At 56.1% G+C, this 12,606-nt stretch carries 13 protein-coding genes; 12 read left to right on the forward strand and 1 reads right to left on the reverse strand.

What is annotated here, in order from left to right; genetic code table 11:
* Window positions 1-11: 11 nt before the first annotated feature.
* Complete coding sequence (locus ACRQ1B_RS26855; protein WP_432297209.1) at window positions 12-530, reverse strand: FxsA family protein; 519 nt, start codon at window positions 528-530, stop codon at window positions 12-14.
* A gap of 119 nt (window positions 531-649) precedes the next feature.
* Between ACRQ1B_RS26855 and ACRQ1B_RS26860 the strand changes: the two genes are divergently transcribed.
* From ACRQ1B_RS26860 to accD, 12 genes are all read left to right on the forward strand, one after another.
* The gene (locus tag ACRQ1B_RS26860; protein WP_432297211.1) at window positions 650-1,348 is read left to right on the forward strand and encodes a Tim44/TimA family putative adaptor protein; all 699 of its coding nucleotides are present in this window, start codon (window positions 650-652) and stop codon (window positions 1,346-1,348) included.
* Window positions 1,345-2,460: a murein transglycosylase A gene (gene mltA, locus ACRQ1B_RS26865; protein WP_432297212.1), complete on the forward strand. Its 1,116-nt coding sequence runs from the start codon at window positions 1,345-1,347 to the stop codon at window positions 2,458-2,460. The genes ACRQ1B_RS26860 and mltA overlap by 4 nt, the downstream gene beginning before the upstream one ends.
* Complete coding sequence (locus ACRQ1B_RS26870; protein WP_432297213.1) at window positions 2,457-3,029, forward strand: Smr/MutS family protein; 573 nt, start codon at window positions 2,457-2,459, stop codon at window positions 3,027-3,029. The genes mltA and ACRQ1B_RS26870 overlap by 4 nt, the downstream gene beginning before the upstream one ends.
* Complete coding sequence (locus ACRQ1B_RS26875; protein WP_432297215.1) at window positions 3,026-3,391, forward strand: helix-turn-helix domain-containing protein; 366 nt, start codon at window positions 3,026-3,028, stop codon at window positions 3,389-3,391. Before ACRQ1B_RS26870 ends, ACRQ1B_RS26875 begins: the two co-directional genes overlap by 4 nt.
* A 136-nt stretch (window positions 3,392-3,527) precedes the next feature.
* A complete protein-coding gene (gene gyrB / locus ACRQ1B_RS26880; RefSeq protein WP_432297217.1) occupies window positions 3,528-5,963 on the forward strand; it encodes a DNA topoisomerase (ATP-hydrolyzing) subunit B in 2,436 nt (811 codons plus the stop codon).
* Between the two features lie 227 nt (window positions 5,964-6,190).
* Window positions 6,191-7,471, forward strand: coding sequence for a polyhydroxyalkanoate depolymerase (locus tag ACRQ1B_RS26885; protein WP_432297218.1), 1,281 nt, complete (start codon window positions 6,191-6,193; stop codon window positions 7,469-7,471).
* Window positions 7,472-7,597: 126 nt separating this feature from the next.
* A complete protein-coding gene (locus ACRQ1B_RS26890; protein ID WP_432297220.1) occupies window positions 7,598-8,020 on the forward strand; it encodes a DUF2852 domain-containing protein in 423 nt (140 codons plus the stop codon).
* Window positions 8,021-8,100: 80 nt separating this feature from the next.
* The gene (locus tag ACRQ1B_RS26895) at window positions 8,101-8,862 is read left to right on the forward strand and encodes a M48 family metallopeptidase (RefSeq protein WP_432297221.1); all 762 of its coding nucleotides are present in this window, start codon (window positions 8,101-8,103) and stop codon (window positions 8,860-8,862) included.
* Window positions 8,863-8,928: 66 nt separating this feature from the next.
* The gene (locus ACRQ1B_RS26900) at window positions 8,929-9,600 is read left to right on the forward strand and encodes a phosphoribosylanthranilate isomerase (protein WP_432297223.1); all 672 of its coding nucleotides are present in this window, start codon (window positions 8,929-8,931) and stop codon (window positions 9,598-9,600) included.
* 3 nt (window positions 9,601-9,603) lie between these two features.
* On the forward strand, window positions 9,604-10,824 hold the full coding sequence (gene trpB, locus ACRQ1B_RS26905; RefSeq protein ID WP_432297225.1) for a tryptophan synthase subunit beta: 1,221 nt from the start codon (window positions 9,604-9,606) through the stop codon (window positions 10,822-10,824).
* 1 nt (window position 10,825) lies between these two features.
* Window positions 10,826-11,665, forward strand: coding sequence for a tryptophan synthase subunit alpha (gene trpA, locus ACRQ1B_RS26910; protein WP_432297227.1), 840 nt, complete (start codon window positions 10,826-10,828; stop codon window positions 11,663-11,665).
* A 42-nt stretch (window positions 11,666-11,707) separates the two neighbouring features.
* Window positions 11,708-12,592 (forward strand): acetyl-CoA carboxylase, carboxyltransferase subunit beta, encoded by an 885-nt coding sequence (gene accD / locus ACRQ1B_RS26915; protein ID WP_432297229.1) that lies wholly within the window; start codon window positions 11,708-11,710, stop codon window positions 12,590-12,592.
* The last annotated feature ends 14 nt before the right edge of the window (window positions 12,593-12,606 follow it).

Below are 12,606 nucleotides of genomic sequence, written 5' to 3' on the forward strand. Positions count from 1 at the left end.
TGATGGTTTGCTCAGTCCTTGCGATTATCGGGACCGGACCAGGGAGATGACGGATTGGGACCGCGGCTGAAATCGTTTTCATCCAGATCGAGCACCTTTGGCTTCTCAGGTTGCCTCGTATTTTCGGGATTGCCAGCGCGGTAGGAAGCGGAAGTACCTCGGGACGTGCGCATAACGACAACACGTTTGCCAATCAGCGACCAGATAAAATGGCGAACTGGCGGAACGAAAAGCAGCAGCCCGACAATATCGGTAAAAAAGCCGGGAAGGATGAGAAGCACGCCTGCAACCACCACCATCGCGCCACTGACAAGTGATTTTCCTGGAAGCCTGCCTTCCTGGCTTTCGCGATTGGCTTCCTGAAGGAGGCTGATACCCTGAATGCGCAAAAGAATGGCACCGATGAGCGATGTCAGGATGACGAGCGCGAGTGTGGGCCACAGACCAATCGCGTTGCCAACGACTACGAAGCCGGCAATTTCGATGAGTGGCAGGCCGAGAAATATGATCGGCAAAAGAATAAGGGGCATTGCGCCTGAAATCCTGTCCTTTGAGCGGTCCGTATCTCAGGCTCCGCATTTGAATGATCGGCAGTTGCAGACTATATGTGAAAGCTAGCCAATAATTTAAATGATCACTGCGGGTGAAGATGGGCGCGAACGATTTCATTACACTGTTTTTTCTGGTCGCTGCAGTGCTGATTTTTCTGCAACTGCGCAGCGTTCTCGGCCGCCGCACTGGCCATGAGAAGCCTCCTGTTGATCCATTTTCGGCTCGTGATGCCGCCAAGCCGGTTGCGGCCGATGACGACAAGGTCGTTACTCTTCCACGCCGTGATCAGGTTGACGAAGAACAGCGTTGGGCAGATGTCGATGCGGTTGCCAAGCCCGGCACCGAACTCAATTCGGCTATTCGTGGGCTGATCCAGGCCGATCCGAGTTTCAATCCGAAGGAATTCACCAAGGGCGCCGGCATGGCGTATGAAATGATCGTGATGGCATTTGCCGATGGTGATCGCAAAACCTTGAAAGGTCTGCTGTCCAAAGAAGTCTACGATGGTTTTGATGCCGCCATTTCCGAGCGAGAAGCTCGTGACGAAGTGGTCAAGTCAAGCTTCGTTGGCATCGACAAGGCCGATATCGTCAATGCCGTCGTCAACGACTCTGAGGCTCAGATCACGATCCGTATTGTCAGCCATCTGATCTCGGCAACATACGATAAGGCTGGAGCTGCTGTGGATGGCGAAGCTGATACCGTTGCCGAAGTTACGGATATCTGGACCTTCGCCCGTGATATCCGCTCGCGTGATCCGAACTGGAAGCTGATCGCGACTGAATCCGAACAATGAGCACGATCGACCACGTCCTGACGCCTACGACCTATTCGAATCTCGTCGGCTGGGGTGAGGATGATCCATCTCCACTGTTTTCGGCCATGCGCGACTGTCTCCATTATATCGAGGCAGTGAAACCGTATCGCCCGGGCCTATTGGGGCTGACTACTGATGACCTGTTGCCGCTGTTAAATTCGGCTGCAGGTTTTTCATTATCAGGGCCGGATGCCGCTCGGCGCTTCTTTGAAGACCATTGCACACCAGTTGCAATCCGTCGGTTGGATGAAAAACCAGGTTTCGTGACAGGCTTTTTTGAGCCCGAGGTGGATGTATCCGACACAGCGGACGAGATTTATCGTTATCCCTTTTATCGACGTCCGTCGGATCTGATCGATATCAACGATGGTAACCGTCCGTTCTACATCGACAAATCCTACGCTTTTGCCAGATCACGAAATGGCGAAATCGATCCCTATCCGGATCGTGGCGAGATCGACCGCGGATATCTTGAAGGGCAGGGATTGGAAATCGCGTGGGCGAAATCCAAAATCGATGTGTTTTTTACGCATGTGCAGGGCGCCGCCAGACTGCGTTATCGCGATGGCCGCGTCGGCCGCATCACTTATGCTGCCAAGGCCGGGCACGCTTTTTCAGCGATTGGCCGCGTACTGATCGATCGTAGAGATATCGATGCGGCGGCCGTCTCCATGCAGAGCATTCGTGATTGGCTGATTGAGAATCCGGCTAAGGTTGATGATGTCTTATGGCATAACCGTTCCTACATCTTTTTCCGGGAAGCGCCGGTCGCGGGCCTTGACCGAGGGCCGATTGCCGCCGCCAAGGTGCCTTTGGTGGCCGGTCGATCGCTGGCGGTGGATCGGTTGATCCATACCTTTGGTTTTCCATTTTTCATCCGCTCGCAAACTTTGACACATCTGGATGGCGGCAGGTCTTTTGCGAGAACGATGCTGGCACTCGACACTGGTTCGGCAATTGTTGGGCCGGCACGCGGCGATATTTTTACCGGCTCAGGGTACGATGCCGGAGAACAGGCTGGAACGATCAGGCATCCAGCGGATTTTTACATTCTTGTCCCGAAAGCTGCGGCGGCGAGGTTGGTGTCATGAAGGGCGACCGCAAGCTGAGCAGTGAAGACCGTATCCTCTGGGGGAAGGTTGCTCGATCAGCCAAAGCGATGCCCGGGCGGCTGGAAGAGTTGTTGAAATTCGAAATGCTTTTCGAAGATCCAGCAGAAGAAGATGCGCCAGGCAAGGACTTCTCTTTGGTATCCGGCAGTAAAAAAATCGTCCCAGTCGATACGGCGCTTAAAACTCTCCAGCCAAATCGGAAAATCCATCATCCTCTGGAAAAGCCGGTCAAGCGGAAGCTGGCACGTGGGCATCTGGCGTTGGAAGCACGTGTCGATCTGCATGGCCTCATTCAGAGCGAGGCACATGGCATACTTTTGGATTTCTTGCTGCGGGCGCATGATCGTGGTCTGAGGCACGTGCTGGTAATTACGGGTAAGGGAAGTTCGTTTGGCAGTGAAGGTGCGTTGAAGCGCGCCGTTCCACTCTGGTTCTCCAAACCGGAATTCCGTTTCCTGATTTCATCCTATGAGCCGGCAGCTCGACAACATGGTGGAGATGGCGCGCTGTATGTTCGCCTTAGCCGGCGAACCGGAACCGGGGCATGACACCGTTTGGAAAAGCATTGCGCGAGCTGCGCTTACGCAAAGGCGTAAAGCAGGCCGAGATGGCGGCGGCCATAGGTGTCTCAGCTGCTTATCTCTCGGCACTGGAACATGGCCATCGCGGCAAACCTAGTTTCGATTTCCTGCAGCGCGTTGCCGGCTATTTCAACATCATTTGGGATGAGGCGGAAGAGCTGTTCATGCTCGCGGAAGCATCAGATCCACGCGTGATCGTCGACACCAGCGATATGCCTCCGGAATATACGGCTTTCGCCAATCGTTTGGCCAAGGAGATTCGCTCTTTGTCGCCGGACATGCTACAGCAATTGATGAATGTTCTCGAAAGTGGCCGCCCTTCTGGCTGAAGGCCACATAATCCCGGGTTAAATGCGCGGAAAATGCCTCGGCGCTTTGGAAATCTGCCCGGATTTCTTATATTCAGTGGCACGAAATACGGTGATTCGCCAGATCGCCGCACCACGTTAATTGGAAAGATCATTGATGAGCGAAACACCCGTCAACGACAGCGGCGCAAGTTCTGAATACGGCGCGGATTCGATCAAGGTTCTCAAGGGCCTCGATGCGGTGCGTAAGCGCCCCGGCATGTATATCGGCGATACGGACGACGGGTCCGGCCTTCATCACATGGTCTACGAGGTCGTCGATAATGCCATCGATGAGGCGCTTGCGGGCCATGCGGATATCGTCACCGTCACGCTGAATGCTGATGGTTCTGTCAGTGTCACCGATAACGGCCGCGGCATTCCGACCGACATCCATAAGGAAGAAGGTGTTTCTGCCGCCGAGGTCATCATGACCCAGCTTCACGCAGGTGGTAAATTCGACCAGAATTCCTACAAAGTTTCTGGTGGCTTGCACGGCGTTGGCGTTTCGGTGGTGAACGCGCTATCCGTCTGGCTTAAGCTGAAAATCCGCCGCAATGGCAAGGTTCACGAGATTGGTTTTACCCATGGTGTCGCCGACGCGCCGCTCAAGGTTATCGGTGATTACGAAGGTCGCTCCGGTACGGAAGTAACGTTCCTTGCCAGCCCTGAAACCTTCACAATGACGGAGTTCGACTACAACACGCTCGAACACCGCCTGCGTGAGCTTGCCTTCCTGAATTCTGGCGTGAGAATCCGGCTAACCGACAAGCGGAAGTCGGATGTCCGCGAAGAAGAGATGGTATACGACGGCGGACTTGAAGCCTTCGTCCAATATCTCGATCGCGCCAAAAAGCCGCTGGTGGAAAAACCGGTTGCCATCAAGGGTGAAAAAGACGGCATCACTGTCGAAGTGGCCATGTGGTGGAATGACAGCTATCACGAAAATGTCCTCTGCTTCACAAACAATATTCCGCAGCGCGACGGCGGCACGCATATGGCTGGCTTCCGCGGTGCGCTGACACGACAGGTCACCTCCTATGCCGATACGTCCGGCATTACCAAAAAGGAAAAGGTGACGCTGCAGGGTGAAGACTGCCGCGAAGGTTTGACTGCCGTCCTGTCGGTCAAGGTACCGGATCCCAAGTTCTCGTCGCAGACGAAGGACAAGCTGGTTTCCTCCGAAGTTCGCCCGGTTGTCGAAAGCCTCGTGAACGAGGCGCTGAGCACCTGGTTCGAAGAACATCCGGCCGACGCAAAAATTCTGGTTGGCAAGGTTGTTGAGGCTGCCGTCGCTCGTGAAGCCGCTCGCAAGGCGCGCGAACTTACCCGCCGTAAAGGCGCGTTGGATATTGCATCGCTGCCAGGTAAGCTCGCAGATTGCTCGGAACGTGATCCGTCAAAGTCCGAAGTGTTCCTCGTCGAGGGTGATTCCGCAGGTGGCTCCGCCAAGCAGGGGCGTTCGCGTGAAAACCAGGCGATCCTTCCGCTGCGCGGCAAGATCCTCAACGTAGAGCGCGCGCGTTTTGACAAGATGTTGTCCAGTCAGGAAATCGGCACGCTGATCACAGCGCTCGGCACGTCGATTGGCAAGGACGAGTTCAACGCCGACAAGCTGCGTTACCACAAGATCATTATCATGACGGATGCCGACGTTGACGGCGCTCATATTCGTACCCTGCTTCTGACTTTTTTCTTCCGCCAGATGCCGGAACTGATCGAGCGCGGCCATATCTATATCGCCCAGCCGCCGCTCTATAAGGTGAGCCGCGGTAAATCCGTTCAGTACCTGAAGGATGAAAAAGCGCTGGAAGAATACCTGATCAGCATGGGTCTCGAAGAGGCGACGCTGACGCTCGAATCCGGCGAAGTACGTGCCAGTGCTGATCTGCGCGAAGTCATTCAGGACGCGCTGCGCCTGCGTTCGCTCGTTGATGGCCTTCACTCGCGTTACAATCGTTCGCTTGTTGAGCAGGCCGCTATTGCCGGTGCGCTCAATCCGGAACTGACCGATAACCGCGAGCGCACGCAGCAGACGGCCGACGAAGTAGCTCGTCGCCTCGATGTGATTGCCGAAGAAACCGAACGCGGCTGGACAGGTCACGTGACCAGCGAAGGCGGTCTGCGTTTCGAGCGCATGGTTCGGGGCGTCAAGGAAGTTGCCGTTCTGGATAACGCTTTGATCGGTTCGGCCGATGCGCGCCATATCGATCAGATGAAGCAGCGTCTTCACGATATTTACGCTGCGCCGCCACGCCTGACCCGCAAGGACGGCACGCTGGATGTATCCGGCCCTCGCGCACTTCTGGATGCGATCTTTGCATCTGGCCGGCGCGGCCTATCCATGCAGCGTTACAAGGGTCTTGGCGAGATGAATGCGGAACAGCTGTGGGAAACGACACTCGATCCGAACGTCCGCTCGTTGCTTCAGGTGAAGGTTCCGGACGCCACGGACGCCGACGGCTTGTTCTCGCGCCTGATGGGTGATGAAGTCGAACCGCGCCGCGAATTCATTCAGGACAATGCCCTCAGTGTCGCGAACCTCGACATCTAAAAGTTAAAAATGTGTGTTTCACGTGAATCTTTCCTGTGGGTGATTCACGTGAAACACTTTGTTAACCGACAAAATATTCGTGCGCTTGTGTCATGTGTTTTGCTCGCATCGCTGTCTCGTCTTCATTGCGATAGGCATCATCTGTCAAATCTGCTAAGCGACTAGCATGTATCGTCCATTTCGCGAGACCGACATATTCTCCGCGACATGCCAGAGGCGGCCTGCGGATGTTTTACCAACTGTATGAAATAAATCACGCCGCGCTTGCACCATTGCGGGCAACGACTGAGGCGATGCGGATGCTTTACAGCGATCCGCTCAATCCGATGTCGCATACGCCATTGGGTCGAACAATGGCGGCCGGCCTAGAAGTATTCGAGCGGCTAACCCGCCGTTATGCTAAACCATCCTTCGATCTGCAGCAGACGATCATCGACGGTGAGGCGGTCGATGTGACCGAAGAAATCATCTGCTCGAAACCGTTCTGCAATCTTCTGCGCTTCAATCGACGGCTGAAGCCGGGCAGGGCACCCGATCCGAAAATCCTGCTCGTCGCTCCGATGTCGGGGCATTACGCCACCTTGCTGCGTGGAACGGTCGAAGCCCTTCTTCCTTATGCCGAAGTCTACATCACCGACTGGATCGATGCCCGCATCGTACCGGCGACGGAAGGTACTTTTGATCTCGATGATTATATCGACTACTTGATCGAGATGATCCGCGCGCTGGGTTCGAAGACGAATGTGGTCGCGGTCTGCCAGCCGTCTGTTCCAGTGCTCGCCGCAATTGCCGTCATGGAAGCAGAGAATGATCCGCTCGTGCCAGCATCAATGACGTTGATGGGTGGGCCGATCGACACGCGCATCAATCCCACAGCAGTGAATTCCATGGCCCAAGACCGGCCGCTCAGCTGGTTTAAGGAAAATGTCATCATGAGCGTCCCGTGGCCGCAGCCTGGATGTATGCGGCCTGTCTATCCGGGTTTCCTGCAATTATCCGGCTTCATGTCTATGAACCTTGATCGCCATGTCACCGCGCATAAGGAATTTTTCGAACACTTGGTGAAGAACGACGGCGAATCCGCCGAGAGGCATCGGGAATTTTATGATGAATATCTGGCGGTGATGGATCTGACCGCCGAATTCTATCTGCAGACGGTGGATACAGTCTTCATTCGCCACGCGCTGCCGAAGGGAGAGATGATGCACCGAGACACCTTGGTTGACACTAAGGCAATCCGACACGTCGCCCTTCTGACAGTGGAAGGCGAGAACGATGATATTTCTGGTCTTGGCCAGACGCAGGCAAGCCACACAATCTGTCCAAACATACCGGCTGACAAAAGGATGCATTACGTGCAACCGGACGTCGGTCATTACGGTGTCTTCAATGGCTCACGATTTCGCAAGGAAATCGCGCCTCGCATCATCTCCTTTGCACGCGAACATTCCTTTGCAACAGATGCCAAAGCCGATGTAAAAAGTGGTTCCCGCCGCAAACCAAGATGAATTGCACGGGACTTTTCAAACGCTTCAGCGATTGGCATCGTCATTGTCTTGAACGGCGCTATGGCATTTCCCAAATCGAATCCGAGCCGATATCCTGTCGGCTGTATTTGAAAGGAATACCGAAACATGACGCAGTCAGCACTGATCCGCCCGGACTGGACGCCGGCGACCATCGCGTTGATGGTTCTCGGTTTTATTGTCTTCTGGCCTCTGGGCCTCGCCATGCTCGCCTATATCCTGTTCGGCGAAAAGCTTGGCCACTTCAAACGCTCCGCAAATGAAAAAGCGGATGGCATGTGCGCCGGTTTCCGCCGGGCACGTGGCCGCTATGATCGCCATTTCTCGACGGGTAATGTTGCCTTCGATGATTGGCGCCGGGCGGAACTCGAAAGGATCGAACAACAGCGCCGCAAGCTTGATGAGATGCGTACGGAATTCGATGACTATCTGCGCGAGCTTCGTCGCGCCAAGGATCAGGAGGAGTTTGACCGCTTTATGCGCGAGCGCAGACCCGGAAACGTCTCAGGTGGTTTTCCGGCTACCAACTGATACAATCGACAATAAGCCGGCGCTTCAAGCGCCGGTTTTTTCTCAGGGCAGTGCCACATCGAATATGCTAGAAGAACCCCATGTTTCCTGCCCTTAAAAAGCTCATACCCAAATCGCCCGAAGCATTGCGATCGACGGAACGGACCATTGTCGTGGGTGATCGCATCCTGCCGTTGACGGTTCGGGAGAATGGTCGGGCCACCCGTATTACCCTGCGTATTGAACCCGGCGGCCGTGCCTTGAAGCTCACGGTGCCCACAGGTTTGAAGCGATCTGAAGTCGATGCCTTTCTCGATCGCCATCAGGGATGGCTCCTCACCAAGTTGGCAAAGTTCCCCATCTCCGGTGATTTGCGTCCTGACGGCATGATCTCTCTTCGCGGTATTCCGCACCGGATCGTGCACACCGGAACATTGCGGGGCGTGACCGAAGCAATTCTTTTGGATGGCCAACCGGTTCTCCGTGTTGGAGGATTAGAAGACCATCTCGGTCGCCGCATTGCGGTCTTCCTCAAGAAGGAAGCGCGTCATGATCTCGAGCCTCTCGTGGCTCGTCATGCTGCAAAGATCGGCAAGCCGGTTCGATTAATCACCATGAAGGATACGCGCAGCCGCTGGGGCTCGTGTTCCTGGGAGGGCAATCTCAGCTTTTCCTGGCGCATCGTCATGGCGCCGCCTGCCGTCATCGATTATCTGGCAGCGCATGAAGTGGCACATCTGAAGGAGATGAACCACGGCCCCAAATTCTGGTCGCTGTGCCGCAGCCTTTGCCCCGGCACCGAAGCCGCCCAGAAATGGCTGAAGCAACATGGCTCTCAGCTTCATGCCATCGACTTTTCCTGAAAGAGGAAGACGGACACTAAGTCGATTTGGCTCGACTCAAACGCCTTTTCATGGCAATTCGCCGCAATGGTTCCCGATATCAAGATTTGCGGACTGAAGACGCCGGACGCGGTCGATCGTGCGATCGACCGTGGTGCGACCCACATCGGCTTCATCTTTTTCGAAAAGAGTCCGCGTCACATCGAGCCGGTCGAAGCCGGTGTTTTGGCCGACCGTGTTCGCGGCAAGGTCAAGATCGTTGCTGTGACCGTCGACGCCGATAATGAGGCGCTTGAAGAGATCATCGCCTTCGTCAAGCCAGACATTCTCCAGCTACACGGTCACGAAAGCGCCGAGCGTGTCCTCAACATTAAGGCCGTTTTTGGTCTGCCGGTGATGAAGGCTTTTTCGATCCGAACCGCAGACGACCTGAGAAAGCTTGAAGCCTATGACGGGCTCGCTGATCGCTTCCTGCTCGATGCGAAGGCGCCTGCCGGCTCCGAATTGCCGGGTGGCAATGGTGTGTCCTTCGATTGGAAACTGCTCGCCGCGCTTGACGATGGCGTCGATTACATGCTTTCCGGTGGATTGAACAAGGATAATGTCGGTATCGCTCTGTCAGATACGACAGCCAGCGGCATAGATATTTCCTCCGGCGTGGAAAGTGCACCGGGGGTGAAGGACCTGCAAATGATGGATGCGTTTTTCGATGCGATTGCCGAAGCGCGATCGGTCGATGCAGCGGATCGCAAGGAGTAGACTGTGAATCAGGCGGCGACACCAAACTCATTCCGGTCCGGCCCGGACGAAGACGGACGTTTCGGCATCTATGGCGGGCGCTTTGTCGCCGAAACCCTGATGCCTCTCATCCTCGATCTTCAGGACGAGTGGACCAAGGCCAAGACTGATCCGGAATTTCAGGCGGAGCTCGCATCGCTCGGTGCCCATTATATCGGTCGTCCGAGCCCGCTCTATTTCGCTGAGCGCCTGACGGAAGAACTCGGCGGCGCAAAAATCTATTTCAAGCGTGAAGAGCTGAACCATACCGGTTCGCACAAGATCAACAACTGCATCGGCCAGATCCTGCTCGCCAAACGCATGGGCAAGACCCGCATCATCGCAGAAACCGGTGCAGGTCAGCACGGCGTGGCGTCTGCAACTGTTGCTGCCCGCTTCGGTTTCCCCTGTGTTGTCTATATGGGCGCAACCGACGTCGAGCGTCAGGCCCCGAACGTTTTCCGAATGCGCCTTCTCGGCGCAGAGGTTGTGCCGGTCACGGCCGGCAACGGCACGCTCAAGGATGCGATGAACGAGGCTCTGCGTGACTGGGTCACCAATGTCGACGATACCTATTATCTGATCGGCACGGCAGCCGGTCCGCATCCTTATCCGGAAATGGTTCGCGATTTTCAGGCCGTCATCGGCACGGAAGCGCGCCAGCAGATTCTGGAAGCGGAAGGTCGCCTGCCGGATGTCGTCATTGCGGCCGTTGGTGGTGGATCGAACGCGATCGGCATTTTCCATCCTTTCCTCGACGATCCGAGCGTCAAGATCGTTGGCGTTGAAGCGGGCGGCAAGGGCCTGCAGGGCGAGGAACATTGCGCTTCGATCACGGCCGGGTCGCCGGGCGTTCTGCACGGCAACCGCACCTACCTGCTGCAGGATGGCGACGGCCAGATCAAGGAAGGCCATTCGGTTTCGGCCGGCCTCGATTATCCGGGCATCGGCCCAGAACACAGCTGGCTGGCCGATACCGGCCGCGCCGAATATGTGCCGATCATGGACCACGAAGCGCTTGAAGCGTTCCAGACGCTGACCCGCCTCGAAGGTATCATTCCGGCGCTCGAACCCAGCCACGCTCTGGCCGAAGTCATCAAGCGCGCGCCAAAAATGGGCAAGGACGAGATCATCCTGATGAACCTGTCCGGCCGCGGCGACAAGGATATCTTCACCGTCGCCAAGATTCTCGGAATGGAGGTCTGACATGACCGTTCGTATGGACAATCGTTTCGCGGCTCTGAAGGCTGAAGGACGCCCGGCACTGATCACCTATTTCATGGGCGGCGACCCGGATTTCGATACGTCGCTCGCCATCATGAAGGCGCTGCCGGGAGCGGGCGCGGACGTCATCGAACTCGGCATGCCGTTTTCCGATCCGATGGCCGATGGTCCGGCAATCCAGCTTGCCGGTCAGCGCGCATTGAAGGCCGGTCAGACGCTGGCAAAGACGCTCGAACTGGCAAAGCTTTTCCGCGAGACGGATAAGGATACGCCGATCGTGCTGATGGGCTACTACAATCCCATTTACATCTACGGCGTCGAAAAGTTTCTGGATGATGCGCTTGCCTGCGGCATCGATGGTCTGATCGTTGTCGACCTTCCGGCTGAAATGGATGACGAACTCTGCATCCCCGCCTTGGAAAAGGGCATCAATTTCATCCGTCTCGCAACGCCGACGACGGACGACAAGCGTCTGCCGCGTGTTCTCAAGAACTCGTCCGGCTTTGTCTATTACGTGTCGATGAACGGCATCACCGGTTCGGCCCTGCCGGATCCGTCACTCGTTTCGGGCGCGGTAGGTCGGATCAAGAGCCATACCGATCTTCCGGTTTGCGTCGGTTTCGGCGTCAAGACGGCAGATCATGCAAAGGCGATCGGCGCTGCGGCTGACGGCGTTGTTGTCGGCACAGCGATCGTTGCGCAGGTAGCTGGCAGCCTTTCCAAGGATGGTGCCGCGACAGCCGACACCGTTTCAGCAGTTGCAACCTTTGTACGCGGACTTGCCACCGGCGTTCACGCCGCGCGCCTTGTCGCCGCCGAATAATAATCCCACATTGTACGTGGTTTCCAATCGGGAGAATGCCCAGTGAACTGGATCACCAACTATGTCCGGCCGCGGATCAACTCCATGCTCGGACGACGCGAAGTTCCGGAAAACCTCTGGATCAAGTGCCCCGAGACCGGTGAAATGGTCTTCCATAAGGATCTTGAGGATAACAAGTGGGTCATTCCCGCTTCGGGCTTCCATATGAAGATGCCGGCCAAAGCGCGTCTGGTGGATCTTTTTGATGGCGGCATTTTTGAATCCTTGCCGCAGCCGAAGGTCGCGCAGGATCCGCTCAAATTCCGCGATTCAAAAAAATATGCCGATCGTCTGAGAGACAGCCGTCTGAAGACCGAGCAGGAAGATACGATTCTTTCCGGGCTTGGCCTGGTGCAGGGCGTCAAGCTCGTGGCGGTGGTGCATGAATTCAACTTCATCGGTGGTTCGCTTGGTATGGCTGCCGGCGAAGCGATCGTGAAGGCCTGCGAACGTGCCCTGGCGGAACGTTGCCCTCTCGTCATCTTCCCCGCTTCGGGCGGTGCTCGCATGCAGGAAGGCATCCTGTCGCTGATGCAGTTGCCGCGCACGACTGTCGCCGTCGACATGCTCAAGGAGGCCGGCCTTCCGTACATCGTCGTGCTGACCAATCCGACGACCGGTGGCGTTACTGCGTCCTATGCTATGCTGGGTGACGTTCATATCGCTGAGCCGGGTGCGGAAATCGGCTTTGCCGGCAAGCGCGTCATCGAACAGACGCTTCGCGAAAAGCTGCCGGAAGGCTTTCAGACGGCTGAATACCTGCTGGAACACGGCATGGTCGATATGGTCGTCAAGCGTCACGATATTCCGGCGACCCTTGCACAGATGCTGCGTATCCTGATGAAGCAGCCGGTAACGGAAACAGCGCCTCTTGCCAAAACGGCGTGAGGCGCAATTCTGAA

Source organism: Endobacterium panacihumi (genome assembly GCF_050847465.1).
Lineage (GTDB): Bacteria > Pseudomonadota > Alphaproteobacteria > Rhizobiales > Rhizobiaceae > Neorhizobium > Neorhizobium panacihumi.